The 26,589-nt window shown below is 65.0% G+C and carries 28 protein-coding genes; 26 read left to right on the top strand and 2 right to left on the bottom strand.

From position 1 onward, the window contains the following. Positions 1-70: 70 nt before the first annotated feature. The 26 genes from LOY69_RS03220 to LOY69_RS03095 all read left to right on the top strand — a co-directional run bounded on the left by LOY69_RS03220 (position 71) and on the right by LOY69_RS03095 (position 25,031). Positions 71-1,168 (top strand): cobalt-precorrin-5B (C(1))-methyltransferase, encoded by a 1,098-nt coding sequence (locus tag LOY69_RS03220; RefSeq protein WP_102862980.1) that lies wholly within the window; start codon positions 71-73, stop codon positions 1,166-1,168. Then, entirely contained in the window at positions 1,165-1,893 is a 729-nt protein-coding gene (locus LOY69_RS03215; protein WP_110650887.1) for a cobalt-precorrin-6A reductase, read from the top strand. The genes LOY69_RS03220 and LOY69_RS03215 overlap by 4 nt, the downstream gene beginning before the upstream one ends. Before the next feature lie 182 nt (positions 1,894-2,075). Next, the gene (locus LOY69_RS03210; RefSeq protein WP_123391220.1) at positions 2,076-2,378 is read left to right on the top strand and encodes a type II toxin-antitoxin system RelE/ParE family toxin; all 303 of its coding nucleotides are present in this window, start codon (positions 2,076-2,078) and stop codon (positions 2,376-2,378) included. Between the two features lie 3 nt (positions 2,379-2,381). Next, positions 2,382-2,672, top strand: a complete 291-nt coding sequence (locus LOY69_RS03205; protein WP_102881959.1) for an addiction module antidote protein — start codon at positions 2,382-2,384, stop codon at positions 2,670-2,672. Between the two features lie 99 nt (positions 2,673-2,771). Then, the gene (locus tag LOY69_RS03200) at positions 2,772-3,170 is read left to right on the top strand and encodes a DUF2946 domain-containing protein (protein ID WP_102881960.1); all 399 of its coding nucleotides are present in this window, start codon (positions 2,772-2,774) and stop codon (positions 3,168-3,170) included. Between the two features lie 49 nt (positions 3,171-3,219). Beyond that, the gene (locus tag LOY69_RS03195) at positions 3,220-3,714 is read left to right on the top strand and encodes a copper chaperone PCu(A)C (protein ID WP_102881961.1); all 495 of its coding nucleotides are present in this window, start codon (positions 3,220-3,222) and stop codon (positions 3,712-3,714) included. Between the two features lie 18 nt (positions 3,715-3,732). Then, positions 3,733-4,179 carry a DUF2946 domain-containing protein gene (locus tag LOY69_RS03190; RefSeq protein ID WP_265074120.1) on the top strand — a complete coding sequence of 149 codons (447 nt, stop codon included), beginning with the start codon at positions 3,733-3,735 and terminating at the stop codon, positions 4,177-4,179. A gap of 88 nt (positions 4,180-4,267) precedes the next feature. Continuing rightward, positions 4,268-6,400 carry a TonB-dependent copper receptor gene (locus LOY69_RS03185; RefSeq protein ID WP_110650898.1) on the top strand — a complete coding sequence of 711 codons (2,133 nt, stop codon included), beginning with the start codon at positions 4,268-4,270 and terminating at the stop codon, positions 6,398-6,400. Between the two features lie 99 nt (positions 6,401-6,499). Then, positions 6,500-7,882, top strand: a complete 1,383-nt coding sequence (locus tag LOY69_RS03180; RefSeq protein ID WP_265074119.1) for a PepSY-associated TM helix domain-containing protein — start codon at positions 6,500-6,502, stop codon at positions 7,880-7,882. A gap of 154 nt (positions 7,883-8,036) precedes the next feature. Next, the gene (locus LOY69_RS03175; RefSeq protein WP_265074118.1) at positions 8,037-10,172 is read left to right on the top strand and encodes a TonB-dependent receptor; all 2,136 of its coding nucleotides are present in this window, start codon (positions 8,037-8,039) and stop codon (positions 10,170-10,172) included. A gap of 41 nt (positions 10,173-10,213) precedes the next feature. Then, positions 10,214-11,002 (top strand): ABC transporter ATP-binding protein, encoded by a 789-nt coding sequence (locus LOY69_RS03170; RefSeq protein WP_102881966.1) that lies wholly within the window; start codon positions 10,214-10,216, stop codon positions 11,000-11,002. Then, positions 10,999-11,958, top strand: coding sequence for an ABC transporter substrate-binding protein (locus tag LOY69_RS03165; RefSeq protein WP_123391274.1), 960 nt, complete (start codon positions 10,999-11,001; stop codon positions 11,956-11,958). The genes LOY69_RS03170 and LOY69_RS03165 overlap by 4 nt, the downstream gene beginning before the upstream one ends. Next, on the top strand, positions 11,955-12,965 hold the full coding sequence (locus LOY69_RS03160; RefSeq protein WP_102881968.1) for a FecCD family ABC transporter permease: 1,011 nt from the start codon (positions 11,955-11,957) through the stop codon (positions 12,963-12,965). Before LOY69_RS03165 ends, LOY69_RS03160 begins: the two co-directional genes overlap by 4 nt. A gap of 148 nt (positions 12,966-13,113) precedes the next feature. After that, a complete protein-coding gene (locus tag LOY69_RS03155) occupies positions 13,114-13,413 on the top strand; it encodes a hypothetical protein (RefSeq protein WP_102881969.1) in 300 nt (99 codons plus the stop codon). A gap of 268 nt (positions 13,414-13,681) precedes the next feature. After that, positions 13,682-14,947 (top strand): urea ABC transporter substrate-binding protein, encoded by a 1,266-nt coding sequence (urtA, locus tag LOY69_RS03150; RefSeq protein WP_102862967.1) that lies wholly within the window; start codon positions 13,682-13,684, stop codon positions 14,945-14,947. A gap of 170 nt (positions 14,948-15,117) precedes the next feature. After that, positions 15,118-16,620: an urea ABC transporter permease subunit UrtB gene (urtB, locus tag LOY69_RS03145; protein ID WP_102881970.1), complete on the top strand. Its 1,503-nt coding sequence runs from the start codon at positions 15,118-15,120 to the stop codon at positions 16,618-16,620. Beyond that, positions 16,620-17,699 carry an urea ABC transporter permease subunit UrtC gene (gene urtC / locus LOY69_RS03140; RefSeq protein ID WP_102862965.1) on the top strand — a complete coding sequence of 360 codons (1,080 nt, stop codon included), beginning with the start codon at positions 16,620-16,622 and terminating at the stop codon, positions 17,697-17,699. Before urtB ends, urtC begins: the two co-directional genes overlap by 1 nt. Beyond that, positions 17,696-18,556 carry an urea ABC transporter ATP-binding protein UrtD gene (urtD, locus tag LOY69_RS03135; protein WP_102881972.1) on the top strand — a complete coding sequence of 287 codons (861 nt, stop codon included), beginning with the start codon at positions 17,696-17,698 and terminating at the stop codon, positions 18,554-18,556. Before urtC ends, urtD begins: the two co-directional genes overlap by 4 nt. 139 nt (positions 18,557-18,695) lie before the next feature. Beyond that, complete coding sequence (gene urtE, locus LOY69_RS03130; RefSeq protein ID WP_102862963.1) at positions 18,696-19,394, top strand: urea ABC transporter ATP-binding subunit UrtE; 699 nt, start codon at positions 18,696-18,698, stop codon at positions 19,392-19,394. A 30-nt stretch (positions 19,395-19,424) separates the two neighbouring features. Further along, positions 19,425-20,264, top strand: a complete 840-nt coding sequence (locus LOY69_RS03125; protein WP_102881973.1) for an urease accessory protein UreD — start codon at positions 19,425-19,427, stop codon at positions 20,262-20,264. 42 nt (positions 20,265-20,306) lie between these two features. Further along, positions 20,307-20,609, top strand: a complete 303-nt coding sequence (locus LOY69_RS03120; RefSeq protein WP_102881974.1) for an urease subunit gamma — start codon at positions 20,307-20,309, stop codon at positions 20,607-20,609. A gap of 9 nt (positions 20,610-20,618) precedes the next feature. Further along, positions 20,619-21,152, top strand: a complete 534-nt coding sequence (locus LOY69_RS03115; RefSeq protein WP_110650908.1) for a GNAT family N-acetyltransferase — start codon at positions 20,619-20,621, stop codon at positions 21,150-21,152. A 7-nt stretch (positions 21,153-21,159) separates the two neighbouring features. Further along, positions 21,160-21,693, top strand: coding sequence for a GNAT family N-acetyltransferase (locus tag LOY69_RS03110; protein WP_102862960.1), 534 nt, complete (start codon positions 21,160-21,162; stop codon positions 21,691-21,693). Next, positions 21,690-21,995 carry an urease subunit beta gene (locus LOY69_RS03105; RefSeq protein ID WP_102862959.1) on the top strand — a complete coding sequence of 102 codons (306 nt, stop codon included), beginning with the start codon at positions 21,690-21,692 and terminating at the stop codon, positions 21,993-21,995. The genes LOY69_RS03110 and LOY69_RS03105 overlap by 4 nt, the downstream gene beginning before the upstream one ends. 108 nt (positions 21,996-22,103) lie before the next feature. Beyond that, the gene (gene ureC / locus LOY69_RS03100) at positions 22,104-23,804 is read left to right on the top strand and encodes an urease subunit alpha (RefSeq protein WP_213664651.1); all 1,701 of its coding nucleotides are present in this window, start codon (positions 22,104-22,106) and stop codon (positions 23,802-23,804) included. 99 nt (positions 23,805-23,903) lie between these two features. Continuing rightward, positions 23,904-25,031, top strand: coding sequence for a sensor histidine kinase (locus LOY69_RS03095; RefSeq protein WP_102862957.1), 1,128 nt, complete (start codon positions 23,904-23,906; stop codon positions 25,029-25,031). A gap of 174 nt (positions 25,032-25,205) precedes the next feature. Here the strand turns inward: LOY69_RS03095 and LOY69_RS03090 are convergent, their stop codons facing one another. Both LOY69_RS03090 and LOY69_RS03085 read right to left on the bottom strand, forming a co-directional pair. Beyond that, entirely contained in the window at positions 25,206-25,508 is a 303-nt protein-coding gene (locus tag LOY69_RS03090; RefSeq protein WP_265074117.1) for a chaperone modulator CbpM, read from the bottom strand. Positions 25,509-25,531: 23 nt separating this feature from the next. After that, the gene (locus tag LOY69_RS03085; RefSeq protein ID WP_102882200.1) at positions 25,532-26,470 is read right to left on the bottom strand and encodes a DnaJ C-terminal domain-containing protein; all 939 of its coding nucleotides are present in this window, start codon (positions 26,468-26,470) and stop codon (positions 25,532-25,534) included. Between the last annotated feature and the right edge of the window lie 119 nt (positions 26,471-26,589).

Raw genomic sequence — 26,589 nt, 5'->3', positions numbered from 1 at the left:
GCAAAAGCGTCCAGCAAAGAGACCGCAGCGCGCCCTTCGCGAGCAAGCTCGCTCCTACGGGAGCAAGGGCATGCGTGAGGAAACAGCGGAACAGCCCGCGCCCCTGCGCAGCGGCCTGACCACCGGCAGCTGCGCCACGGCCACCAGCCTGGCCGCCGCTCGCCTGCTTTTGGGGGGTGTCAATGCGGATGCGGTGGATATCGTCCTGCCCAAGGGTAAACAGGTACAGATGCGCCTGGAGTTCTGTCGCCGCACCCACGACGGCGCCGAGGCCGGAACCCTCAAGGATGCCGGCGACGACCCGGACGTGACCCACGGCGCCCTGCTCTACTCCCAGGTGCGCCTGACTCCCGAGCCGGGAATCCGCTTTATCGCCGGCCAAGGCGTGGGCACCGTGACCCGCCCCGGTCTGGTGCTGGCCGTGGGTGAGCCGGCGATCAATCCCGTGCCGCGCCGGATGATCAGCGAACACCTGCAACGGCTCGCCGAGGAACAGGCCTACCCCGGCGGGTTCGAAGTCACGGTGAACGTCGAGGGCGGAGCGGAACTGGCCCTGAAAACCATGAACCCGCGCCTGGGGATTCTCGGCGGGCTGTCGATCCTGGGCACCAGCGGCATTGTCCGGCCCTTCTCCTGCGCGGCCTATATCGCCTCGATCCACCAGGGCATCGACGTGGCCAAGACCAATGGCTACCTGCACATCGCCGCCTGCACCGGCAACGCCAGCGAAGACACCATGCGCCGGGTCTACGAACTGCCGGAAATCGCCCTGATCGAAATGGGCGACTTCGTCGGCGCAGTGCTCAAGCACCTGCGCAAAGTGCCTGTGGATAAACTCAGCCTGTGCGGCGGCTTCGGCAAGATCAGCAAACTGGCCGCCGGGCACATGGACCTGCACAGCCGCCATTCCAGCATCGACCTGCCACAACTGGCGCGCTGGGCCGCCGCGGTGGGTGCCGACCCGGCGCTGCAACAGGCCATCCGCGAGGCCAATACCAGCCAGCAGGCCCTGGCCATGGCCAGCGCCGCCGGGATCGCCCTGGGCGACGCGGTGTGCCAGCACGCCCTGGACTTCGCCCGCAGCGTGGTGCCGGCCCAGGTTCAGGTGGAAGTCTTCGCCATCGATCGCCAGGGCGGCATCGTTGGCCATGCCGGAGTCTTGTCATGACCCGTATTCTGCTGCTGGGCGGGGTCACCGAAGCCCTGGCCATCGCCCGCACCCTGGGCCCAACACATATCTACAGCCTGGCCGGAGTCGGACGGGTGCCCACCGACCTGAACTGCCAGGTACGGGTCGGCGGCTATGGCGGTGCCGAGGGCCTGGCCCGCTTTATCCGCCAAGAGCGCATCGGCCTGCTGCTCGATGCCACCCACCCTTACGCGGCACAGATCAGCGCCAATGCACAGGCCGCCGCGCAACTGGCCGGGGTTGCCTGCTGGGCCTTGCGACGTCCGGCCTGGCAGCCGCAGCCCGGGGATGACTGGCGCGAGATCACGGACTGGCCGCACTTGGTGCAGGCCTTGAAACCCTTCAAGCGGCCCTTGTTCACCCTGGGTCGCGAACCCTTGCAGCATCTGGATGAGATTCCTGCCGGCCAGTTCTGGACCCTGCGCGCCCTGGATACCTACCCGGGCAATCCGCGCTGTGAAGTGATCGGGGCCCGCGGGCCGTTCCTGATCGAGGACGAACGAGCGCTGTTCGAGCGTCGGCAGATCGATGTGCTGATCAGCAAGAACAGTGGCAGCAGCGCCACCGAACCCAAGCTGGAAGTGGCCCGCGAGCGGGGCATACCGGTGCTGGTGCTCAAGCGTCCCGAGCTGCCCGAGGTCGACCGCCACTTTGCCAGCGTGGCCGAGGTGTTGAGTGCCCTGGGGCAGCTGTCTCACGCCTGACAGACAAAGTCGCCAAGCCCCACAGACTCTTGGGATTCCCCTGGCAGCAATCGATAAGACAGTGCTTTAGCCTCCTTGGAACGATTCAGTGGCGACCGGCTCATCAATGGCCAGTCGTCGCGCCAATCGACTTCAGTCTGGCAAATGACTTGCCAGCCCGTATCCCAAGGAATACAGTCGCCATGTTCGTCTTTGAGCAGACTCAGGCGTTCACCCACTGGCTGCTACGCCTAAAAGATCCCCAGGGAAAAACCCGCGTGCTGGCCCGGATCAGGGCGGCGCAACTGGGCCGTTTCGGCGACTGCGAACCGGTGGGCGAAGGTGTCTATGAAATGCGCATCCATCGCGGCCCCGGCTATCGGGTGTACTTCTCGCGCCGGGACACCGTGATCTACCTGTTGCTGATCGGCGGTGACAAGGGCACCCAGAGACGCGATATCCAACGCGCCAGGCAACTGGCCCATGACCTCAAGAGCGAGGGCTGAAACATGCGTACCCCAGTGACCCGCTTCGACGCGGCAGAGTACCTCAAGACCCCGGAAGACATGGTGGCCTACCTCGACGCCTGCTTCGAGGAAGATGCCGGCGACGGCAAGCTGATCCGCGCCGCCCTCAACGACATCGCCCGCGCCCGGGGCATGACCCAGGTGGCCCGCGACACCGGCCTGGGTCGCGAGAGCCTGTACAAGGCCCTGGGCAGCCAGGGCAATCCCGAGTTCGCGACTATCATCAAGGTCATGAAGGCACTGGGACTCAAGCTCCACGTCAGCCCGGCCTGAACTGGCACTGCGACACCACACCGCATACGCTGCTTTTTTACTTATCCACAGCGATCAGGCTAAATACCCGCCTGATCGCTCAACCGACGGATCGTCCCCATGTCCCGACAACGGCTCGCATTTGCCTGGATCGCCTGCTTCGCAGTGCTGTTCAACATGCTTGCCATGCCGCTTTCCGGGGCCATGCAACGCAACGATTCGGGGCTGGACGAACAACTGCTGTGGGGCAGCTTCTGCTCTTCCAGCGGCACCAAGATGGTGGCCATTTCCCTGGGCAAGCTTGAACAGAAAGCCCCGCAGAACGACGAGCACTCGAACATGCAGCACTGCTGGTGCTGCTCAGGCTCGGCGCCGCTGGTGGCCCTGCCCGGTCATGTACCCCAGCTGAATTTCATTCGTTTCGCCGTCCAGCCGGGCGCGCCGCAACCGAAGATCGCAATGCTCACCCTGCGCCAGCAATGGCCCAGCCTGAACCCCGGTGCCCCGCCTCTGGCATGATTCCCTTTCGCAAGTGATCTGCGTTTTTGAATCGTTCTGGAGAACCGTCATGTCCAAACCGTCCCTGATCAAGCAATCCCTGCTTATTGCCGCACTGCTGCTGCCCGCCTGTTTCGCCACCGCTCACGACTACAAGGCCGGTGAGTTGCAGATCGCCCATCCCTGGTCGCAGGAGCTGCCGCCGAACGCGCCGACCGTCGCGGCTTACTTCGTGGTGCACAACCCAGGCAAGAACGCCGACACCCTGCTCAGTGTGGACTCGCCGATCTCTGGCCGGGCCGAACTGCATGAACACGTCATGCAAGGCGACATGATGAAGATGCAGCAAGTGGCCAAGGTTGCGGTGCCCGCCGGCGGTGAGGTGACCTTCGCCCCCATGGGCTACCACGTGATGCTGATGGAGCTCAAAGACCGCAGCCTGCTCAGCGACGGCAAGCGCTTCCCGCTGACCCTGCACTTTGAAAAGGCCGGCGACGTCACCGTCGAAGTGGCCGTACAGAAGCAGCCACCGGCCGCCATGCACGAGTCCAAGCACGCTCACTAAGCTGACCGGCTCGTTACCGTGAACACCCCGCACGCGCCTGGCCGCAGGCGGTCCGCGCCGCGTCGCAACTCCCCGGGAGTGCGCCGCGGCAGCTGGATCAGCCTGTTCGCCATGCTGATGATCTTTATCGGCCCGCTGATTTCTCAGTCGATGCCGATGGATCACGCGATGCCGATGAACATGTCCGTCTCCATGGACATGGGCGACGGCGCGCCCGGCTGTCACGGTGAAAGCCCGCATCACGCCCAACCGGGCAAGTCCCAGGGCGAACAACACGTACTCTGGGAAAAATGCGGCTATTGCAGCCTGCTGTTCAATTGCCCGGCACTGCCTTCGGGGCTGTCGTTCGCCGCTCTGTCCGCGCCGCCCACACAGTATTTCCTGATCCCCGCCACGCGCCTGGGCCACGCCCGGCAGACCGTGTTCCCCGGCGCCCTGACCCGCGCCCCGCCGATCCTCGTCTGAGTCCCCTGCTCATCTCACACGGCCGACTGTCATTGCGACAGCCGCGTAGTTGCGGCCGTGTCATTCAAGACCGATCGATGGAACATCTATGTTTTCTGCTGACACTCGCCTGGGCGCTGCCCAACCATCCAAGCCCTTTGCCCTGAACCCGTCGCGCCTGCGTTTCAACCATGCCCTGGCGGTGCTTTGCGGCGTGCTGCTGACCCCCCTGGCCCTGGCCGACGAGGCCCCGACGGACCACTCCCGACACGGCACGCAATTGAGCCCGACGGTGATCACCGCCATCGCCCCCAGCTCGCCGCTGACCGTGGTCACCAATCCCAAGGACCCGCGCCAACCGGTCCCGGCCAGTGACGGCGGCGACTACCTGAAGACCATTCCCGGCTTCGCCCTGGTACGCAATGGCGGCACCAACGGCGACCCGGTACTGCGGGGCATGTTCGGCTCGCGCCTGAACATCCTCACCAACGGCGGCATGATGCTCGGCGCCTGCCCCGGCCGCATGGATGCACCGACCTCCTACATCTCCCCGGAAACCTATGATCGCCTGACCGTGATCAAGGGCCCGCAAACCGTGCTCTGGGGCCCCGGCGCCTCGGCCGGCACCGTGCTGTTCGAGCGTGAGCCGGAACACTTCGGCGAACTCGGCACGCGGGTCAACGCCAGCCTGCTGGCGGGCTCCAACGGCCGCTTCGACAAGACCCTGGATGCTGCTGCCGGCGGCCCCCTGGGGTATGTGCGGGTGATCGGCAACACCGCCCACGCCGACGACTACAAGGACGGCAACAACGACACCGTGGCCTCGCGCTACGACAAGTGGAACGGTGACGTGGCCCTGGGCTGGACCCCGGACGCCGACACCCTGCTGGAGCTCACCGCCGGCAAGGGCGACGGCGAAGCCCGCTACGCCGGCCGCGGTATGGACGGCTCGCAGTTCAAGCGCGAAAGCCTGGGCCTGCGTTTCGAAAAGTCCAACATCGGCGAGGTCCTGGACAAGGTCGAGGCCCAGGTCTACTACAACTACGCCGACCACGTGATGGACAACTACAGCCTGCGTACCCCGTCCGGCACCGGCATGATGGCCGGCCCCATGGCCTCCAATGTCGACCGTCGCACCCTCGGTGCGCGGATCAAGGCCACCTGGCGCTGGGCCGACCTGCAGTTGATCGGCGGCCTGGATGCCCAGACCAACGAACACCGCACTCGGGCCAGCAACGGCGTGGATACCTACAAGCAACTGCCCCGTACCAAGGACGCCGACTTCCACAACTACGGCGCCTTCGGCGAACTGACCTGGTACGCCGCCGAGCGCGACCGCCTGATCACCGGGGCCCGCCTCGACCGTGCTTCGGCCAAGGACTACCGGCAGAGCATCGGCTCGGGAATGATGAGCCGGCCCAACCCCACTGCCGGCGATACCCGGGCCGATACCCTGCCCAGCGGCTTCGTGCGCTACGAGCATGACCTGGCCGACAGCCCGACCACGCTCTACGTCGGCCTTGGCCACACTCAGCGCTTCCCCGACTACTGGGAGCTGTTCTCGCCGAAAATGGGCCCGGCAGGCTCAGTGAACGCCTTCGATTCGATCAAGCCGGAAAAGACCACCCAACTGGACTTCGGCCTGCAATACCAGAGCGAGGATCTGGAAGCCTGGGCCTCGGGCTATATCGGCCAGGTGCGCGACTACATCCTCTTCGACTACAGTCCTGCCATGGGCGGCATGAGCACCTCTCGGGCCGAGAACATCGACGCACGGATCATGGGCGGCGAACTGGGTGCGGCCTACAAGCTGACCTCCAACTGGAAAGCCGATGCGACCCTGGCCTACGCCTGGGGCAAGAACAGCAGCGACGGCAAGGCCCTGCCGCAGATGCCGCCGCTGGACGCGCGCTTCGGCCTGACCTACAGCGAGGACGACTGGAGCGCCGGGGCCTTGTGGCGAGTGGTGGCGGCGCAAAACCGCGTCGACCTGAACAAGGGCAACGTGGTCGGCAAGGACTTCGGCAAGAGCGGTGGCTTCGGCGTGTTCTCCCTCAACGGCGCCTACCGGGTCACCAAGAACCTCAAGCTCAGCACCGGGGTCGACAACCTGTTCGGCAAGGCCTACGCCGAACACCTGAACCTGGCGGGCAACGCCGGCTTCGGCTACCCGGCCAGTGATCCCCAGGCGATCAAGGAGCCGGGGCGCACCCTCTGGACCAAGGTCGACCTGAGCTTCTGATCCGCCTTCGCCGGCACGCCGGCTCCTCACCGCAGGAGCTGGGGTGCCAGCGAACAGCCCCTATAAGAAAAGATTCACTGCCCTGCGGAGCGTGCCCCGATGAACCGACCCAAAGTGTCTTTCTACAACCTGGCCTGGCGCTGGCATTTCTACGCCGGGCTGTTCGTGGCCCCTTTCATGGTGATGCTGGCCCTGACCGGCATCATCTACCTGTTCAAGCCACAACTGGACCCGTTGATGTACCCCAGCCTGCTCAAGGTGCCCGCCGGTCATCACCTGCTGAGTGCCGACGACTTGCTGCAAAGGGTGCAATCGGCCTACCCCCAGGGCCATATCAAGCAGTACCTGCCACCGATTGCTGCCGAGCGCAGCGCGCAGTTCGTGGTGCAGGACAAGGGTCAGGAGCTGAATGTCTTCATCGACCCCTACCACGGCGATGTGCTCGGCGAGCAGGATGCCAAGGCCAACCTGCAGGCCGTGGCCCGGGCCATTCACGGTGAGCTGATGATCGGCACCGTCGGTGACCGACTGGTGGAACTGGCCGCTGGCTGGGGCATTGTCCTGGTGGTGTCCGGCCTGTACCTGTGGTGGCCACGGGGCAAGTCGTCGGCGGGGGTGCTGTGGCCGCGTTTCAGCGTCCGCGGCAGGCCGTTCTGGCGCGACCTGCACAGTGTGCTGGGCTTCTGGGGCGCGGCATTCCTGCTGCTGATGCTGCTCAGCGGCATGACCTGGACCGGCTTCTGGGGCAAGCAATACGCCGACCTGTGGAACCGCTTCCCGGCGGCCATGTGGAACGACGTGCCGACCTCCGACCAGCAGGCCCGGGAGCTCAACAGCGCCACGCGCCAGACTGTGCCCTGGGCGGTAGAAAACACCCCGATGCCGATGTCCGGCGACCACGCCGAGCACATGGCCCACAACGCCGCGGACACGGCGCCGGCAGCCCCGTCCATCAGCCTGCAAGCGGTGCAGGACATCGCCCGCCAGCGCCAGGTCGAACCGGGCTACAGCATCACCTTGCCGAAGACCGCCACCGGCGTGTTCACCATCGCCGTGTTCGCCGACGATCCGCGCAACGATGCCACCCTGCATGTCGACCAATACAGCGGCAAGGTCCTGGCCGACGTGCGCTGGCAGCAGTACAGCAACGTGGCCCGGGCCACGGAGGTTGGGGTGATGCTGCATGAAGGCAAGATGTTCGGCCGCGTCAACCAGATCCTGGTGCTGGTGGTGTGCCTGATGATCCTGCTCAGCGCCGTGAGCGGCATCGTCATGTGGTGGCAGCGTCGTCCCCAGGGCCGACTCGGCGTGCCCCCACTGCGCCACGACCTGCCGAAATGGAAAACCGCGATGCTGATCATGGCGCTGCTGGCCTTGGCATTTCCTTTGGTTGGAGCCTCGCTGATTGGGGTGTGGTTGCTCGATCGCCTGCTGCTTTCACGCTTCAACCGCGGGCCTGAATCTGCTTCATCTTCAACATGAATCAGCCGAGATGCGCGTTCCAGAGGGCTCTGTAGAATCTCGGCGCCTTAGCCATGCACAGTTATAATGTTACTTTATAACACTAAAGTGTAAGATCCCTGCCCGCAGTCCCCCACTGCGGGCAACCCCCTCGAAGAAGTGATTCACCGTCCCGATGAACAAGTACTTGCTGCCCAGCCTTTGCCTGATGGCCTTGCCTTCCCTGGCTCAGGCGGATGATTCCGCCGCCTCCCTGACCCTGCCCACCGGCACCATTTCGGCTCCGGCCAGCGCGGCCGACGACAGCGTCAGCCTGAAGACCCCCACCAGCGCCGGCTCGCGCTTGGGCCTCAGCGCCCTGGAAACCCCGGCCAGCACTGACAGCCTGAGCGGCGAACGGATTCGCGCCCGGGGTGACCGCAGCATTCAGGACGCGGTCTCCCGCAGCGCCGGCATCAGCCGCACCGGCACCCCAGGCGACGGTGGCACTTCGTTGTCGGCACGGGGTTTCACCGGGCAGAGTTCGGTGATGCAGCTGTATGACGGCAACCGCATGTACACCGGCATGGGCACCGTGACCTTCCCGGTGGACAGCTGGGCGGTGGAACGGGTCGACGTGCTGCGCGGCCCGGCCTCGGTGCTGTATGGCGAAGGCGCCACTGGCGCGGTGATCAACACCCTCCCGAAAAAGCCCTTCAGCGGCGCAATCGAAAACCACCTGCGCCTGGGCTACGGCTCCTTCGATCGCCAGCAGCAGGCCCTGGACAGCGGTGGCTCCCTGAGTGACACCTTGAGCTACCGGCTCAACCTCAACCGCGAGCGCAGCAACGGCTGGATCGACCGTGGCGACTCCTCCGGCGATTTCGTCAGTGCCGCCCTGCGCTGGCAGGCCCGCGACGACCTGGCCTTTACCCTGGCCCACGACTACGGCGACCAGAACCCGATGAACAACTTCGGCACGCCGCTGATCAACGGGCGCTTCCACAAGAGCCTGCGGGACAAGAACTACAACGTCCGCAATGACCAGCAGCACTACAACGACCAGTGGACCCGCCTGACCAGCGAATGGCAGATTTCCGACCAGGTCAGTGCCAGCAACGAGCTGTATTACCTCAAGGCCCAGCGTCGTTGGCAGAACGCCGAGAACTACAACTTCAACCCGACCACCGGCCAACTGAGCCGCAGCGGTTACTACGCTATCGGCCACCAGCAGGAACAGGTCGGCGACCGCCAGACCTTCACCTTCAAGCACTCGCTGCTGGGCCTCGACAGCCAGACCCTGACCGGCGTCGACTACAACCGCATTCGCTTTCACCTGAAAAGCAATTCGCCCTTCACCGACAGCTTTACCAACGGTCAACCGCTGGACCTGTATCACCCGGCCCCGGGCGACTTCACCAGCAACAGCCCCTACCGCGATCAATTCAAGACCACCACCAAACAGATGTCGGTGTTCGCCGAAAACCGCCTGCAACTCAGCGAGCGCTGGTCCCTGGTGACCGGTGTGCGCCGCGACTATGCGCACATTGATCGGGATGACTTGAAGGACGGCAGCCAGAGCGACAAGACCCTGACCGGCAACAACTGGAAGGCCGGGCTGGTGTTTGCCGTCACTCCGGATACGTCCGTGTACGGTCAGTACTCCACCAGCACCGACGGCGTCGGCGGCCTGATTTCCCTGAGCCAGAGCCAGCAGCAATTCGACCTGTCCAGCGCCAGGCAGAGCGAGATCGGCCTCAAGCAGGCGTTCTGGGACCAGCGTGGCGAATGGACCCTGGCCGCCTACCACATCGTCAAGAAGAAGCTGCTGACCGATGTTCCCGGCGACCCGGGCCAGAAACAGCAGGTGGGCCAGCAATCCTCCAACGGCCTGGAGGCCAGCCTGGACCTGCAACTGCCCCACGCCTGGCAACTGCAAGCCAACGCCGCCCTCGTTCGCGCCCAGTACGACGACTTCAAGCAGGACGTCAACGGCGTGCAAGTCTCCCGCGACGGCAAGCGCCCGGTGGACGTGCCCCGGCGCACCGCCAACCTGTGGCTGAGCAAAGCCCTCAACGATGACCTGCGGGCCGGCGCCGGAGTGCGCTACGTGGATGCGCGCTACGCCGATATGGCCAACCGCAATGAGTTGCCCAGCTACACCGTGGTCGATGCCAACCTGTCGTGGAAAGCGCTGCCCAATACCACCCTGGGCCTGCAATTGAACAACCTGTTTGACCGCCAGTACGCACAAAGCCAATACAATGACGGCCAGCAATGGATACTCGGCGAGCCACGCTCGTTCTTCGTCACCGCTGACTACACCTTTTAACCCCACCTGGCGCTACGGCACGGGGATCACACGGACACCGCATGACCTCGCTGAACCTCACCAACCTGGCCTGGACACCCCTGGGCCAGGGCCACTGCCATCACCAGTTCCAACTGCGTGAGGCCAGCCTGCACGTGGCGGCCGGCGAGTTCGTCGGCCTGATCGGGCCCAACGGCAGCGGCAAGACCAGCCTGCTGCGCTGCGCCTATCGCTTCAGCAAGCCGCAGCAGGGCGAGGTGCAGCTTGAGCATCAGAATGTGTGGAAGCAATCGCCACGCTGGTGCGCGCAACGCATCGCCGTGGTGCTCCAGGAGTTCCCCGACGCCTTCGGCCTGACGGTGGAGGAAGTGGTCGCCATGGGCCGCACGCCGCACAAAGGCCTGTTCGACGGCGACACCGAACAAGACCGGCGCATCGCCCGCGAGGCCCTGGAGTCGGTGGGCCTGCTGGGCTTCGAAGACCATGCTTTCGCCACCTTGTCCGGGGGCGAGAAACAACGGGTGATCCTGGCCCGGGCCCTGGCCCAGCGCCCGCAACTGCTGATCCTCGATGAACCGACCAACCACCTCGACCCGCGCTACCAGCTGGAGCTGTTGCAACGGGTCAAGCGCCTGGGCATCGGCACCCTGGCGAGCATCCATGACCTGAACCTGGCCGCGGCCTTCTGCGACCGGCTGTATGTCCTCGATCACGGACGCATCGTCGCCAGCGGCACTCCCACCGAAGTGCTCACGGTCGATCTGCTGCGCAACGTCTTCGGCGTCGAGGCGCTGATCGACGCCCACCCCCTGTCCGGCTACCCACGAATCACCTGGATCACTCAACCATGACCTTGCGCTCCCTGCTCCGCTCCGGCCTCGCCCTGACCCTGTTCCTGGGCACCGCCCAAGCCTTCGCCGAAGCGACCCACTACCCGCTGACCATCACCAGCTGCAACCGTGAAGTGACCTTCAAGCAAGCGCCGCAACACGCCCTCAGCCATGACATCAACATGACTCAGATGATGCTCGCCCTGGGGCTCAAGTCGCGGATGGTGGGCTACAGCGGCGTCAGCGGCTGGAAGGCCGTGACCCCGCAAATGAGCACCTTGCTCGACGGCCTGCCGGAGCTGGCGGCCAAGTACCCGTCGGTGGAAACCCTGCTCAACGCCAACGTCGACTTCCTGTTCGCCGGCTGGGACTACGGCATGCGCGTCGGCGGCGACCTCACGCCGCAGACCCTGGCGCCGCTGGGGATCAACGTCTATGAGCTGACCGAGTCCTGTGCCTTCGTGATGAAGCGCCCGGCGGCCAGCCTCGAGGACACCTACAACGACCTGCGCAACCTGGGGCGGATCTTCGACGTGCAGGACCGGGCCAACGCGCTGATCGCGCAGATGCAGGAGCAGGTCGCCGAGGTACAGAAGGACCTGCCCAAGGACCCGCCCCGGGTGTTCCTCTACGACAGCGGCGAAGACCGGGCCATGACCTCAGGCCGCCTGGGCATGCCCCAGGCCCTGATCGATGCGGCGGGCGGGCGCAACATTCTCGATGACGTCGAGGCCAGTTGGACCCGGATCAACTGGGAGACGGTGGTCGAGCGCAACCCGCAGGTGATCGTCATCGTCGACTACAGCGAAGTCACGGCCGAGCAGAAGCAGCAGTTCCTGCTGAACAACCAGGCCCTGCAAGGAGTCGACGCGATCAAGAACCAGCGCTTCATCGTCATTCCTTATGTGCAAGCCACCCCGGGCATCGACAACGTGCTGGCGGTGGAAACCCTGGCCAAGGGTTTCCACGGCGAATGATCAAGGGTCGTTATGCCTGTCTGTTACTGACCCTCGGCGCCCTGCTGCTGGTGTCCTGCGTGCTGTCCCTGGGGTTTGGCCCGGCGCGGGTGCCGGCGGAGGTGGTCTGGCGGATTCTCCTGCACAAGGCCCTGGGCCTGGGTACGGTGGACTGGAGCCCGGGCCAGGAGCATATCGTCTGGCTGATCCGCGTCCCGCGCATGCTCCTCGGTGCTTTGGTCGGCGCCGGGCTGGCGCTGATCGGCGCGGTGCTGCAGGCCGTGACCCGCAATCCCCTGGCCGACCCGCACCTGCTGGGGGTGACCTCCGGCGCCACCCTCGGCGCGGTGATCGTGGTGCTGCACCTGGGGCAGGTCATCGGCCTCTTGACCCTGCCCCTGGCGGCCTTTATCGGCGCCCTGGCGAGCATGCTCCTGGTGCTGGGCATCGCCGCGCGCAACGGCCGCCTGGACAGCGACCGCCTGCTGCTGTGCGGGGTGGCGGTGTCCTTCGTGATGATGGCGGTGGCCAACCTGCTGCTGTTCATGGGGGATCACCGGGCCAGCTCGGCGGTGATGTTCTGGATGCTCGGCGGCCTGGGCCTGGCGCGTTGGGAACTGCTGGCGATTCCTGCCGCCAGCGTGCTGCTGGGGCTGGGGTTGCTGCTGGGCATGGCCCGGCCGCTGAATGCCTTGATGGCCGGGGAACAGACCGCCGTGACCCTGGGCCTGAACGCACGCAACGTCCGCCTGAAGGTGTTCCTGATCGCCTCGCTGATGACCGGGGTGCTGGTGTCCATCAGCGGCTCCATCGGCTTTGTCGGGCTGATGGTTCCGCACATCGCCCGGCGCCTGGTGGGCGCCGAACATCGCCGCTTGCTGCCAGCGTGCGTGCTGCTGGGCAGCCTGTTCCTGGTCTGGGTCGACGTCGCCGCGCGTACCCTGATCGCCCCTGAGGACCTGCCCATCGGCGTGGCCACCGCGGCCATTGGCGGGCTGTTCTTCATCGGCCTGATGCGCCGCCGCTGATCCACCCGCCGTTGTAGGAGCCGGCTTGCCGGCCAAGGCGCCCGTGAGCCTTGTGCCAGGTTCGAGGGCCTCTTCGCTGGCAAGCCAGCTCCTACAATCGTCGCCCTTGCTTTAAGATCGCGCGCTTGGATCTCTCAGGATGAGTCTCATGTTCAGAACCGCATTCTTGGCCTTGCTGCTCGGCACCTCCCTTGGCGCCCAGGCCGGCACCTCGGTCGATGTCTCGAAAATCTACGGCAACATCCAGATCGTCAACAGCTTCCCCGACTACAAGGTCAAGGTGGTGAACTCCTTTCCCGATCTGAAGGTCAAGCAGGTCAACTCCTTTGCCGACGCGCCGGGCAAGTGGAAGATCGTCAACAGCTTTCCCGATTACAAGATCCAGATCGTCGACTCCTTTCCCGATTTCACCATCAAATACGTCGACTCCTTCCCTGGGGTTAACTGAAGCCCCTGGCTGACCCAGGCTGCCGCTCTGCGGCAGCACCACAATGACGCATCCCTGCGCACCATCCTCTGCGCAAAGCCTCCTCTTGGGGCATCACCTAGCCGCTCACTGCCGCTAAGACCGACGTTTTCATGCCCTGCGGCGACTCGGCACATCCCTTGCAAAACAGCCCTTCAGCACAGGCGGAGTGAAAACTACTGCGTTTTCACTGCGCCTGAGAAGTCGCATCTACCACCTGAAAAATTCAAGAGTTCATGGAGATCGCACAATGAAGCGTCGTAGTTTGCTCAAGGCTTTCACTCTCTCGGCAAGCATTGCCGCGATGGGCATGACCTGGACCGTCCAGGCCGCCGAGACCATCAAGGTCGGTATCCTGCACTCCCTGTCGGGGACCATGGCGATCTCTGAAACCTCGCTCAAAGACATGGCGCTGATGACCATTGACGAGATCAACGCCAAGGGCGGGGTCAACGGCAAGCTGCTGGAACCGGTGGTGGTGGACCCGGCGTCCAACTGGCCGCTGTTCGCCGAAAAGGGCCGGCAGTTGCTGACCCAGGACAAGGTGGCGGTGGTGTTCGGCTGCTGGACTTCGGTGTCGCGCAAATCGGTGCTGCCGGTGTTCGAAGAACTCAACGGCCTGCTGTTCTACCCGGTGCAGTACGAAGGCGAAGAAATGTCGCCCAACGTCTTCTACACCGGCGCCGCGCCGAACCAGCAGGCGATCCCGGCGGTGGAGTACCTGATGAGCGAAGACGGCGGCAGCGCCAAGCGCTTCTTCCTGCTGGGCACCGACTACGTCTACCCGCGCACCACCAACAAGATTCTGCGTTCGTTCCTGCACGCCAAGGGCGTGGCCGACAAGGACATCGAAGAGGTCTACACCCCCTTCGGCCACAGCGACTATCAAACCATCGTCGCCAACATCAAGAAGTTCTCCGCCGGCGGCAAGACCGCGGTGATCTCCACGGTCAACGGCGATTCCAACGTGCCCTTCTACAAGGAACTGGCCAACCAGGGCCTGAAGGCCACCGACGTGCCGGTGGTGGCGTTCTCGGTGGGCGAAGAAGAACTGCGCGGCATCGACACCAAGCCGCTGGTGGGCAACCTCGCGGCGTGGAACTACTTCGAATCGGTGGATAACCCGGTGAACCAGAAGTTCGTCGCCGCCTGGAAGGCCTACGCCAAGGCCAAGAACCTGCCGGGGGCAGACAAGGCGGTGACCAACGACCCGATGGAAGCCACCTACGTCGGCATTCACATGTGGGCCCAGGCGGTGGAGAAAGCCAAGTCCACCGATGTCGACAAGGTCCGCGAAGCCCTGGCCGGGCAGACCTTCGCCGCGCCCTCGGGCTACACCCTGACCATGGACAAGACCAACCACCACCTGCACAAGCCGGTGATGATCGGCGAGATCCAGCCGGACGGTCAGTTCAACGTGGTGTGGCAGACCGAAGGCCCGATCCGCGCCCAGCCCTGGAGCCCGTACATCCCGGGCAACGACAAAAAGCCGGACTACGCGGTCAAGAGCAACTGATCGCCGGATGGACGCCAAGCCTTCAGGCCCGGCACACCCCCTGTACCCGCTGCCGCTGGCTGCGATCGGCCTCGAAGAGCACGTGCTCTTGAGGCCGTTGAAGGTCCTGCGGACCTTATCGCAGCCTGCGGCAGCGGCTACAGAACCACGCTACGCGCAAGGCCACTGATATGCCCACTGCCCTCTACCGTTTGATCCTCGCCTGCCTGTTGCTGCTGCCCATGGCCGCCCAGGCCGGCGACGCCGAAGACTTCGTCGCCGGCAACTCTAGCGAACAGGCCCGGCTTCTGGAAAGCTGGGCCGCGCAGCCCGACCCGGCGCGCCTGGAACTGCTCATGGCCCTGCAACAAGGCCAACTGAGCATGGCCGGCGAAACCAAGCCCCTGCGCCTGAACAACCGCTTGCGGGGCCTGATCGACAGCGCCCTGGCCAGCCACCAACTGCTCGCCGCCGACGCCCAGAGCCGGCTGGCCGCCGCCCGCCAATTGCAGAAAAGCGCCAAGCCGGCGCAATTGAAATTCCTCGATGCCCAGCTCGCCGCCGAGCAAGACCCCGGCGTGCACGCCGCCCTGAGCCTGGCCCTGGCCAACCTGCAACTGGTGGACAGCGACCCGGCGGTGCGTCTGGCCGCCGTGCGCCTTTTGGGGGAAACCGGCGACCCACTGGCCCGCACCCGCCTCGAAGGCCTGCTGCAACCCGGGGTCGAGGCCGATGCCAATGTGCGCACCGCCGCCGAAACCAGCCTGGCCCAGGTCAAGCGCAAGCTGCTGGTGGGTGAGGTCCTCGGCCAGGCCTTCAGCGGCTTGTCCCTGGGTTCGATCCTGCTGCTGGCGGCCCTGGGCCTGGCCATCACCTTCGGCCTGCTGGGGGTGATCAACATGGCCCACGGCGAGATGCTGATGCTCGGCGCCTACGCCACCTACGTGGTGCAGCTGCTGTTCCAGCGCTACGCCCCACAAGCCATCGAGTACTACCCGCTGCTGGCACTGCCGGTGGCGTTCTTCGTCACCGCCGGGATCGGCATGGCCCTGGAACGCACGGTGATCCGTCATCTGTATGGCCGGCCCCTGGAAACCCTGCTGGCCACCTGGGGCATCAGCCTGATGCTGATCCAACTGGTGCGCCTGCTGTTCGGCGCGCAGAACGTCGAGGTGGCGAACCCGGCCTGGCTCTCCGGCGGCATCCAGGTATTGCCCAATCTGGTACTGCCCTACAACCGCATCGTGATCATCGCCTTCGCGCTGTTCGTTGTCGTGCTCACCTGGCTGCTGCTGAACAGGACCCGCCTGGGCCTGAACGTGCGAGCAGTGACCCAGAACCGCAACATGGCCGCGTGCTGCGGCGTGCCCACCGGCCGCGTGGACATGCTCGCCTTCGGTCTCGGCTCGGGCATCGCCGGCCTTGGTGGCGTGGCCCTGAGCCAGGTCGGCAACGTTGGCCCGGACCTGGGCCAGAGCTACATCATCGACTCGTTCCTGGTGGTGGTGCTCGGCGGCGTCGGGCAACTGGCCGGCAGCGTGCTGGCGGCCTTTGGCCTGGGGGTGGCGAACAAGATCCTCGAACCGCAGATCGGCGCCGTACTGGGCAAGATCCTCATCCTGGCGCTGATCATTCTGTTCATCCAGAAACGCCCGCAAGGACTCTTCGCACTCAAAGGACGGGTGATCGACTGATGAATCAACCACTGCTCATTACCGCCAGCCAGAAAGCCGGGCCCAAGGTCACGATCGCCGTCGGCGCGCTGCTGCTCCTGGTGCTGCTGGCCTTGCCGCTGTTGTCACTGCTGCCGGCGGACAACCCGCTGCAGGTCTCGGCCTACACCCTGACCCTGGTGGGCAAGATCCTCTGCTACGCCATTGTCGCCCTGGCCCTGGACCTGGTCTGGGGCTACGCCGGGCTGCTGTCCCTGGGCCACGGCCTGTTCTTCGCCCTGGGCGGCTACGCCATGGGCATGTACCTGATGCGCCAGGCAGCAGGCGACGGCTTGCCAGCGTTCATGACCTTCCTTTCGTGGAGCGAACTGCCCTGGTACTGGACCGGCACCAGCCACTTCCTCTGGGCCCTGTGCCTGGTGGTGCTGGCGCCGGGTCTCTTGGCCCTGGTGTTCGGTTTCTTCGCCTTCCGCTCGCGGATCAAGGGCGTGTACTTCTCGATCATGACCCAGGCCCTGACGTTTGCCGGGATGCTGCTGTTCTTCCGTAACGAGACCGGTTTTGGCGGCAACAACGGCTTCACCAATTTCCGCAGCATCCTGGGTTTTGGCATCACCGAACCCGGCACTCGCGCGGTGCTGTTCCTGGCCACGGTGCTGCTGCTGGTGGCCAGCCTGTACCTGGGCTGGCGCCTGGCCCGGAGCAAGTTCGGCCGGGTGCTGACCGCCCTGCGCGATGCCGAGAACCGCCTGATGTTCTGCGGCTACGACCCGCGTGGCTTCAAGCTGTTCGTCTGGGTCTTGAGCGCGGTGCTCTGTGGCTTGGCCGGGGCCCTGTATGTGCCCCAGGTGGGCATCATCAACCCCAGCGAGATGTCCCCCACCAACTCCATCGAGGCTGCCGTGTGGGTGGCCCTGGGCGGACGCGGCACGCTGATCGGACCGCTGCTGGGCGCCGGGCTGGTGAACGGCATGAAGAGCTGGTTCACCGTGGCCTTCCCCGAATACTGGCTGTTCTGCCTCGGCGCCCTGTTCATCGTGGTGACCCTGTACCTGCCCAAGGGCGTGATCGGCCTGCTGAAGAAACGAGGTGAACAATGAGAGTCACAGCCACCGCGGACTTCATGCTCGAACCCATTCTCGACGCCAACAAGGACGCCGGCGCCAGCCGCGACGCCATCGGCCTCGGACACGCCGCCGGCAAGGGCCTCAACACCCGCCACGGCACCCTCCTGACCCTGGAAGACATCAGCGTCAGCTTCGACGGTTTCAAGGCCCTCAACGACCTCAACCTGTACATCGGCGTCGGCGAGCTGCGCTGCATCATCGGCCCCAACGGCGCCGGCAAGACCACCCTGATGGACGTGATCACCGGCAAGACCCGCCCCACCCAGGGCAAGGCCTGGTTCGGCGAAACCCTGGACCTGACCCGGATGAGCGAAGTGCAGATCGCCCAGGCCGGGATCGGCCGCAAGTTCCAGAAGCCCACGGTGTTCGAGGCCCTGAGCGTGTTCGAGAACCTGGAGCTGGCGCAGAAGACCGACAAGTCGGTGTGGGCCAGCCTCGGGGCGCGCCTGAGCGGCGAACAGAAAGACCGCATCGCCCAGGTGCTGGAGACCATTCGCCTGAGCCCTTCGGCCCAGCGTCAGGCCGGCTTGCTGTCCCACGGTCAGAAGCAGTTCCTGGAGATCGGCATGCTGCTGATGCAAGACCCGCAACTGCTGTTGCTGGACGAGCCGGTGGCAGGCATGACCGACGCCGAGACCGAGTTCACCGCCGAGCTGTTCAAGACCCTGGCGGGCAAGCATTCGCTGATGGTGGTGGAGCACGACATGGGCTTTGTCGGCTCGATTGCCGACCACGTCACCGTGCTGCACCAGGGCAGCGTGCTGGCCGAAGGGTCGCTGGAGCAGGTGCAGGAAAACGAGCGGGTGATCGAGGTGTACCTCGGCCGCTGACCCAACCAACCACCTTTGTAGCCGCTGCCGCAGGCTGCGATCGGCCTTGAAGAGGACGTGCTCTGCAAGGCCCATGAAGGTCCTGTGGACCTTGTCGCAGCCTGCGGCAGCGGCTACAGGTTTTTGAAGGAATCCGAACATGCTGCAAGTCGACCAGCTGCACCAATACTACGGCGGTAGCCACATCCTGCGCGGCCTGAGTTTCGAAGCCCGGATCGGCGAAGTCACCTGCCTGCTGGGACGCAACGGCGTGGGCAAGACCACCCTGCTCAAATGCCTGATGGGCCTGCTGCCGGTCAAGGAAGGCGCGGTCAACTGGGAGGGCCGGACCATCACCGGCTACAAGCCCCACCAGAGGGTCAACGCCGGGATCGCCTACGTGCCCCAGGGCCGGGAAATCTTCGGCCGCCTGAGCGTGGAGGAAAACCTGCTGATGGGCCTGTCCCGCTTCCCCGGCTCCCAGGCCAGGGAAGTGCCGGCCTTCATCTACGAACTGTTCCCGGTGCTGTTGCAGATGAAGCAGCGCCGTGGCGGCGACCTCTCCGGCGGCCAGCAGCAACAGCTGGCCATCGGTCGCGCCCTGGCCAGCCGCCCCCGGCTGCTGATCCTCGATGAGCCCACCGAAGGCATCCAGCCCTCGGTGATCAAGGAGATCGGCGCGGTGATCAAGCAACTCGCCGCCCGGGGCGATATGGCCATTGTGCTGGTGGAACAGTTCTACGACTTTGCCGCCGAACTGGCGGACCAGTACCTGGTGATGTCCCGGGGCGAAATCGTCCAGCAGGGCCGCGGGGAAAATATGCAGGCAGAAGGTGTACGCGGCCTGGTTACGATCTAATCTGTAGCTTCCTAACGATAACGACCCAGCATGAACTCACCTGCCGCCACCGCCCTGTTCACCCCCAGCTGGCACGCCGAGCTGGAACTGGCCTATGCCCGTTTCGGCGCCACCACGCGCCCGGTGCTGCGTCGCCACCTGGGCCCGCTGCGGGTGCAGAAGCACCTGTATGCCGAAGGCCCCGAGGTCTGCCAGCACATCATCGTCCACCCACCCGGCGGCATCGCCGGCGGCGACCGGCTGGCCATCAGTGCCCGGGTCGAGCGCGGCGCCTGGGCACAGCTGACCAGCCCCGGTGCCGCCAAGTGGTACCGCGCCACCGGTCCTGCCAGCCAGACCCTGAGGCTGCAAGTGGCGCCGGGGGCGACCCTGGAATGGCTGCCCCAGGAAACCATTGTCTTCAGCGCCGCCCAGGCCGAACTGACCACCCTGATCGAACTACAAGGCGATGCCCGGCTGTTCTACTGGGATGTCGTGGCCCTGGGACGCCCGGCCAGTGGCGAGCGCTTCGAGCAAGGGCACTTCCAGGCTCACCTGGATATCCAGCGCGACGGCCGACCGCTCTGGCATGAGCGCCAGCGCATCAAAGGCGGCGACGGCCTGCTGGATTCCCCCATCGGCCTGGACGGCCAGCCAGTGTTCGCCACCTTGCTGGTAACCGGTGAAATCGACAGCCAACTGCTGGAGCGCTGCCGTGCCCTGGAACACCCGGTACGTGGCGACCTGAGCCAACTGCCGGGCCTGCTGGTGGCCCGCTGCCTGGCCAGTGAAGCCCTGCAGGCCCGGGCCTGGCTGATCGACCTGTGGCGCCTGCTGCGCCCGGCGTTGCTGGGCCGCGAGGCCGTGCCGCCGAGGATCTGGAACACCTGACGCCGACTCTTTTTTCAACTGCCCAACAACGGATTGATCACGATGGACCTGACACCACGCGAAAAAGACAAGCTGCTGATCTTCACCGCCGGCCTGGTGGCCGAGCGGCGACTGGCTCGCGGCCTCAAGCTCAACTACCCGGAAGCCATGGCCTTTATTTCCGCGGCGCTGCTCGAAGGCGCCCGGGATGGCCAGACCGTGGCTGAACTGATGCACTACGGCACCACGCTGCTGAGCCGTGAACAGGTGATGGAAGGCATCCCGGAAATGATCCCGGAGATCCAGGTCGAGGCCACCTTCCCCGACGGCACCAAGCTGGTCACCGTCCACCAACCCATCGCCTGAGGCCGCGCCATGACCTATCGCATCCGCGACGCATTGCACGCCGACCTGCCGGCGATCCGCGACATCTACAACGACGCCGTGCTCAATACCACGGCGATCTGGAACGACTCGCCGGTGGACCTGGGCAACCGCCAGGCCTGGTTCAGCGCACGCCAGGCCCAGGGCTACCCGATCCTGGTGATCGTCAACGCCGAGGAGCAGGTGCTCGGCTACGCTTCCTTCGGCGACTGGCGACCCTTCGACGGCTTTCGCCACACCGTGGAACATTCGGTCTATGTCCGCCGCGACCAGCGCGGCAACGGCCTGGGTCCACAGCTGATGGCGGTGCTGCTGGAACGTGCCCGTGGCTGTGACAAGCACGTGATGGTGGCCGCCATCGAAAGCGCCAACGCCGCCTCGATCCGCCTGCACCAGCGCCTGGGCTTCATCAGCACCGGGCAGATGCAGCAGGTGGGCACCAAGTTCGGCCGCTGGCTGGACCTGACCTTCATGCAGCTGATTCTCAACCCTGGGGCACAACCGCCCGCCCCTCACAAGGAGTGACCTCTCGATGAACGCCGCCCAACTGCGCCGAGTCCATGGAGAAAGCTTTGCCCATTACCGTCAAGGATTGATCGACCTGCTGCTGGACTCGGTGCACCACGGCGCGTCCATCGGCTTCATGGCCGATCTGGACGACAGCCAGGCCCGGGATTACCTCGGCAGCGTGCAGGCAGGCGTCGAGGACGGCAGCCTGATGCTGTGGGTGGTGGTTCACGATGAGAAGGTCCTGGCCAGCGTGCAGCTGGCGCTGTGCATGAAGGCCAATGGGCGCAACCGCGCCGAGGTGCAAAAGCTCCAGGTGCTGCACAGCGCCCGGCGCCGTGGCCTGGGCCAGCAATTGATGAACGCCCTGGAGCAGGCCGCCCGCCAGCACAAGCGCGGGCTGCTGTACCTGGACACCGAGGCAGGGTCGGCGGCCGAGGACTTCTACCGTTCCCTGGGCTACACCCGGGTTGGCGAACTGCCCAACTACTGCCAGAGCCCGGACGGCACCTACACCGCCACCGCCATCTACTTCAAGACCCTGGGACAACCCCTATGATTCCTGGCCAATACCAGATCCAGCCCGGCGAGATCGAACTCAATGCCGGGCGCCGCACCTTGACCCTCAGCGTGGCCAACAGTGGCGACCGACCGATCCAGGTCGGCTCCCACTATCACTTTTTCGAAACCAACGACGCCCTGACCTTCGACCGCGCCGCCAGCCGCGGCATGCGCCTGAACATCGCCGCCGGCACCGCGGTGCGCTTCGAACCGGGACAGACCCGGGAAGTGGAACTGGTGGATCTGGCCGGCAAGCGCCGGGTGTTCGGTTTTGCCGGACGCATCATGGGCGACCTCTGATCCCTCGACCCTACGCACATAGGAGCCAGCTTGCTGGCGAATGCGGTCTTTCGGGCCCCTTCGCCGGCAAGCCGGCTCCTACAAGACCTGTTTCTGTAAGGAGCTGCGATGAAGATTTCCCGTGAGGCCTACGCCGATATGTTCGGCCCTACCGTGGGCGACAAGGTGCGGCTGGCCGATACCGAGCTGTGGATCGAAGTGGAGCAGGACTTCACCACCTACGGCGAAGAAGTGAAGTTCGGCGGCGGCAAGGTGATCCGCGACGGCATGGGCCAGAGCCAGCTGCTGGCCTGCGATGTGGTGGACACCCTGATCACCAACGCGCTGATCATCGATCACTGGGGCATCGTCAAGGCTGACGTCGGTTTGAAGGACGGGCGCATCGCCGCCATCGGCAAGGCCGGCAATCCGGATATCCAGCCCGATGTGACCATCGCCATCGGCGCCAGCACCGAGGTCATCGCCGGTGAAGGCATGATCCTCACCGCCGGCGGCGTCGACACCCATATCCACTTCATCTGCCCGCAGCAGATCGAAGAGGCGCTGATGAGCGGCGTCACCACCATGATCGGCGGCGGCACCGGGCCGGCCACCGGAACCAACGCCACCACCTGCACCTCCGGGCCTTGGCACATGGCGCGCATGCTCCAGGCCGCGGACGCCTTCCCGATGAACATCGGCTTTACCGGCAAGGGCAACGCCAGCCTGCCGGAGCCCTTGATCGAACAGGTCAAGGCGGGGGCCATCGGCCTCAAGCTGCACGAGGACTGGGGCAGCACCCCGGCCAGCATCGACAACTGCCTGAGCGTGGCCGATGAGTACGACGTGCAGGTGGCAATCCACACCGACACGCTGAACGAATCCGGCTTCGTCGAAACCACCCTCGGCGCCTTCAAGGGCCGGACCATTCACACCTACCACACCGAAGGTGCCGGCGGCGGCCATGCCCCGGACATCATCAAGGCCTGTGGCTTCGCCAATGTGCTGCCCAGCTCGACCAACCCGACCCGGCCCTTCACCCGCAACACCATCGACGAGCACCTGGACATGCTCATGGTCTGCCACCACCTGGACCCGAGCATCGCCGAGGACGTGGCTTTTGCCGAGAGCCGCATCCGCCGCGAGACCATCGCCGCCGAAGACATCCTCCACGACCTGGGGGCGTTCTCGATGATCAGCTCCGACAGCCAGGCCATGGGCCGGGTCGGCGAGGTGGTGACCCGCACCTGGCAAACCGCCGACAAGATGCACCGCCAGCGCGGTCCGCTGCCGGGCGACGGCTCGGGCAACAGCAACTTCCGGGTCAAGCGCTACATCGCCAAGTACACCATCAACCCGGCCATCACCCACGGCATCAGCCATGAGGTGGGCTCCATCGAAGTGGGCAAGTGGGCCGACCTGGTGCTCTGGCGCCCGGCCTTTTTCGGGGTCAAGCCGACCCTGATCCTCAAGGGCGGGGCCATTGCCGCGAGCCTGATGGGCGACGCCAATGCCTCGATCCCGACCCCGCAACCGGTGCACTACCGGCCGATGTTCGCAAGCTTTGGCGGCAGCCGCCACGCCACCAGCCTGACCTTTATCAGCCAGGCCGCACTGGATGCCGGCGTACCGGAGCAATTGGGGCTGAAGAAGCGCATCGCCGTGGTCAAGGGCTGTCGCACCGTGCAAAAGAGCGACCTGATCCACAACGACTACCTGCCGAACATCGAGGTCGACCCGCAGACCTATCAGGTCAAGGCCGATGGTGTGCTGCTGTGGTGCGAACCGGCGGATGTGCTGCCCATGGCCCAGCGTTACTTCCTGTTCTGAGGCGTGCCCGGCCACTGGGCAGGCGCGATGTTGAAGCCGTGGATAAGGCGCTAAGATGCGTGTCGGTTTTCCACTCTCTGCCCAATAAGGTGCCCGGCTATGCGCCTGTCCGATTTCATCGTGCAGCACGTTGATCGAATCGTTGATGAATGGGAACAATTTGCCAGGACCCTGGCCGCGGACACTCTGACCCGCAGCGACCTGCGGGATCACGCCACCTCGATCCTGCTGGCGGCCGCCCGGGATATGCGCATCACCCAGAGCCCGGGTGAACAGCTGGCCAAGGCCAGGGGCGAAGGCCCGGAGAAATCCCCGAGCCTGGATGCGGCCGCCGCCAGCCATGGCGAACTGCGCCATCACGTGGGTTTCGATCTGGTGCAGATGACGTCCGAGTTCCGCCACCTGCGGGCCTGTGTGATCCGTCTGTGGGTCGCCAGCCTGGTAACCCCGGACCTGGAACACCTGCAGGACATGATCCGTTTCAACGAAGCCATCGACGAAGCCCTGGCCGAGTCCACCTGCGCCTATGCCGAGCAGGTCAGCCGCTCACGGGACATCTTCCTGGCGATTCTCGGCCACGACCTGCGGGCACCGTTGCAGGCGGTGAGCATGTCCACCGAGATGCTGGCGCGCAAAGTGCCGCTGGATGGCGACGCCCAGGCCTTTGTCTCACGCATCAAGACCGGCACCCGACACATGGGCGCCATGGTCAGCGATTTGCTGGAGTTCGTCCGCAGTCGCCTGGGCAACGGCCTGCCCATCGACCCCGCGCCCATGGACCTGGCCAGCGCCGCCAAGGCGGCCATGGACGAAGCCTGCGCCGGACAGCCCGATTGCACGCCGTTACTGAGCTTCGAAGGTGACAGCCATGGAATCTGGGACCGGGGACGTATCGAACAGATGCTGCAGAACCTGATCGGCAACGCCCTGCAACACGGCAGCAACCGCCGTACCGTGACCGTGACCATTACCGGCGGTGCGGAGCAGGTGCTGTTGACCGTGCACAATTACGGCACGCCGATTCCCAAGGAAGCCCTGGGCACCCTGTTCGATCCTTTGGTACGCAGTGCCGATGAGGAACTGGGCAGCACCAGCACCAGCCTTGGCCTGGGGTTGTTCATCGTCAAGGAAGTGGTGACCGCGCACCAAGGCAGCATCGAGGTCAGCTCCAACGAAAGCGACGGCACCACCTTCACCGTCACCCTGCCGCGGGTCTCCCGCGCCTGAGGCTCACTACAACTGCTGCTGCCCTCTGTAGCCGCTGCTGAGCGCCAGCGAAGCTGCGAACGAGGACGCAGTCCTCGCAACCTGCTTTTTCCTGACACCCCGCAGTTGCCTGTTTTTACGGCCGCTGCACGCCCGGTCGCAGCCTCGCTGGCGCTCGGCAGCGGCTACAGGTCATCAGTCCAGCAGCAGGCGGCCCAGGCGCTGCTTGAGCATCTGGTTCTCCGCCCGCAGTTGCCGCACCTCGTCCAGCAGGTCCAACGCCAGGGCGACGCCTTCCCACTCCAGGTCCAGGTCGCGGCGCAACTTCGCCGCGCGCTTGGCCAGGGCCAGTTCGACATCATTGAAGCGCCAGTCCTTGGGCGCCGTCCCCTGAGGTTCGAGGATGCCGTGTTCGACGATTTCGATCACGTAGGCCGCCGACAGGTCGGCCATTTCACAGAACTCTTCCATGTCCAGCTGAACGATCAGGGTGCTCATGATCAGCGCCTCCTAGTGTCGAATCAGAAATTTTCCCGAGGGTCGAACGCGGCCTTCTTCGCCAGTTCCTGCCACAACGCCTTGACGTCGTCGCCGGTCTGCTTGGGCATCACCGCCTTGAGCTGGACGAACAGGTAGCCACGCTGGCCGGCCTTGTTCAGCAGGCCATGCCCCTTGGCGCGCATGCGCTGGCCGTTCTGGCTGCCGGCCGGGACCTTGAGATTGATCTTGCCGGTCAGGGTCGGCACCGCCACCTCGGTGCCCAACGCCAGCTCCCAAGGGGCCAGCGGCAGGGTGATGATCAGGTTTTCGCCTTCGACATCGAATTTCGGATGGGGCGCAAAACGAATGGTCAGGTACAGGTCGCCATTGGCCCCGCCGCCCACACCCGGCGCGCCCTGGCCCTTGAGGCGGATGCGCTCGCCGTCGGTAACCCCGGCCGGAATCTTCACGTTCAGGCTTTTGCTGGTGTTGCTGACGTGCTGCCCGTTGGCGTTGTATTGCGGCACCTGGAAGCTGATCTTCTTCGACTCGTTCGACAGGGTTTCTTCAAGAAAGATCGGCAGTTCCATTTCCACATCCTGTCCACGACGACCGCTGCTGCGGCGCTGCTCCGGGCCGCCGAATCCTGGCCCCCGGTTACCAAAGATCGAACTGAAGAAGTCCGAGAAGTCCCCACCGTCACCGCCACCAAAGCCGCCACGGCTCTGCCAGCCCGGTGGCCCCTGGAACGGCTGGCCGTGCTGGCCGTACTTGCGCAGGTCGTCGTACTCGGCGCGCTTGTCGGCGCTTTTCAGCGCTTCATAGGCTTCCGAGGCATCCTTGAACTTGGCCTCGGCATCCTTTTCCTTACTGACGTCGGGGTGGTATTTGCGCGCCAGCTTGCGATAGGCGGCCTTGATCGCCTTGTCGTCCGCTGTCGGCTCCACGCCGAGAATCTTGTAATAGTCTTTGAAGTCCATCGAGGGAATCACCATCCGTTATCAAAGTCGCGCGGCGTGCAGCACAGCATGCTCGGTCTGGCAGCATGAGAATTGATCAATCTCAATCCTCTGACTGAACGGCGCATCAGAAGTTTATC

This window comes from Pseudomonas sp. B21-059, from assembly GCF_026016285.1.
Classification (GTDB): Bacteria; Pseudomonadota; Gammaproteobacteria; order Pseudomonadales; family Pseudomonadaceae; genus Aquipseudomonas; species Aquipseudomonas danubii.
Note: the sequence above shows the minus strand (reverse complement) of the source record. Positions and strands in the feature narration are given on the sequence as shown.

What these genes read in the sequence shown, in the direction of transcription:
- LOY69_RS03210 (WP_123391220.1), top strand. Translation starts at nt 2,076, where the DNA reads ATGTTCGTCTTTGAGCAGACTCAGGCGTTCACCCACTGGCTGCTACGC.
- LOY69_RS03195 (WP_102881961.1), top strand. Translation starts at nt 3,220, where the DNA reads ATGTCCAAACCGTCCCTGATCAAGCAATCCCTGCTTATTGCCGCACTG.
- urtE (WP_102862963.1), top strand. Translation starts at nt 18,696, where the DNA reads ATGCTGCAAGTCGACCAGCTGCACCAATACTACGGCGGTAGCCACATC.
- urtC (WP_102862965.1), top strand. Translation starts at nt 16,620, where the DNA reads ATGAATCAACCACTGCTCATTACCGCCAGCCAGAAAGCCGGGCCCAAG.
- LOY69_RS03090 (WP_265074117.1), bottom strand. Translation starts at nt 25,508, where the DNA reads ATGAGCACCCTGATCGTTCAGCTGGACATGGAAGAGTTCTGTGAAATG.
- urtB (WP_102881970.1), top strand. Translation starts at nt 15,118, where the DNA reads ATGCCCACTGCCCTCTACCGTTTGATCCTCGCCTGCCTGTTGCTGCTG.
- LOY69_RS03155 (WP_102881969.1), top strand. Translation starts at nt 13,114, where the DNA reads ATGTTCAGAACCGCATTCTTGGCCTTGCTGCTCGGCACCTCCCTTGGC.
- LOY69_RS03180 (WP_265074119.1), top strand. Translation starts at nt 6,500, where the DNA reads ATGAACCGACCCAAAGTGTCTTTCTACAACCTGGCCTGGCGCTGGCAT.
- LOY69_RS03160 (WP_102881968.1), top strand. Translation starts at nt 11,955, where the DNA reads ATGATCAAGGGTCGTTATGCCTGTCTGTTACTGACCCTCGGCGCCCTG.
- LOY69_RS03170 (WP_102881966.1), top strand. Translation starts at nt 10,214, where the DNA reads ATGACCTCGCTGAACCTCACCAACCTGGCCTGGACACCCCTGGGCCAG.
- LOY69_RS03220 (WP_102862980.1), top strand. Translation starts at nt 71, where the DNA reads ATGCGTGAGGAAACAGCGGAACAGCCCGCGCCCCTGCGCAGCGGCCTG.
- LOY69_RS03115 (WP_110650908.1), top strand. Translation starts at nt 20,619, where the DNA reads ATGACCTATCGCATCCGCGACGCATTGCACGCCGACCTGCCGGCGATC.
- LOY69_RS03110 (WP_102862960.1), top strand. Translation starts at nt 21,160, where the DNA reads ATGAACGCCGCCCAACTGCGCCGAGTCCATGGAGAAAGCTTTGCCCAT.
- LOY69_RS03165 (WP_123391274.1), top strand. Translation starts at nt 10,999, where the DNA reads ATGACCTTGCGCTCCCTGCTCCGCTCCGGCCTCGCCCTGACCCTGTTC.
- LOY69_RS03120 (WP_102881974.1), top strand. Translation starts at nt 20,307, where the DNA reads ATGGACCTGACACCACGCGAAAAAGACAAGCTGCTGATCTTCACCGCC.
- LOY69_RS03125 (WP_102881973.1), top strand. Translation starts at nt 19,425, where the DNA reads ATGAACTCACCTGCCGCCACCGCCCTGTTCACCCCCAGCTGGCACGCC.
- LOY69_RS03105 (WP_102862959.1), top strand. Translation starts at nt 21,690, where the DNA reads ATGATTCCTGGCCAATACCAGATCCAGCCCGGCGAGATCGAACTCAAT.
- urtD (WP_102881972.1), top strand. Translation starts at nt 17,696, where the DNA reads ATGAGAGTCACAGCCACCGCGGACTTCATGCTCGAACCCATTCTCGAC.
- LOY69_RS03085 (WP_102882200.1), bottom strand. Translation starts at nt 26,470, where the DNA reads ATGGACTTCAAAGACTATTACAAGATTCTCGGCGTGGAGCCGACAGCG.
- LOY69_RS03215 (WP_110650887.1), top strand. Translation starts at nt 1,165, where the DNA reads ATGACCCGTATTCTGCTGCTGGGCGGGGTCACCGAAGCCCTGGCCATC.
- LOY69_RS03095 (WP_102862957.1), top strand. Translation starts at nt 23,904, where the DNA reads ATGCGCCTGTCCGATTTCATCGTGCAGCACGTTGATCGAATCGTTGAT.
- ureC (WP_213664651.1), top strand. Translation starts at nt 22,104, where the DNA reads ATGAAGATTTCCCGTGAGGCCTACGCCGATATGTTCGGCCCTACCGTG.
- LOY69_RS03205 (WP_102881959.1), top strand. Translation starts at nt 2,382, where the DNA reads ATGCGTACCCCAGTGACCCGCTTCGACGCGGCAGAGTACCTCAAGACC.
- urtA (WP_102862967.1), top strand. Translation starts at nt 13,682, where the DNA reads ATGAAGCGTCGTAGTTTGCTCAAGGCTTTCACTCTCTCGGCAAGCATT.
- LOY69_RS03185 (WP_110650898.1), top strand. Translation starts at nt 4,268, where the DNA reads ATGTTTTCTGCTGACACTCGCCTGGGCGCTGCCCAACCATCCAAGCCC.
- LOY69_RS03175 (WP_265074118.1), top strand. Translation starts at nt 8,037, where the DNA reads ATGAACAAGTACTTGCTGCCCAGCCTTTGCCTGATGGCCTTGCCTTCC.
- LOY69_RS03200 (WP_102881960.1), top strand. Translation starts at nt 2,772, where the DNA reads ATGTCCCGACAACGGCTCGCATTTGCCTGGATCGCCTGCTTCGCAGTG.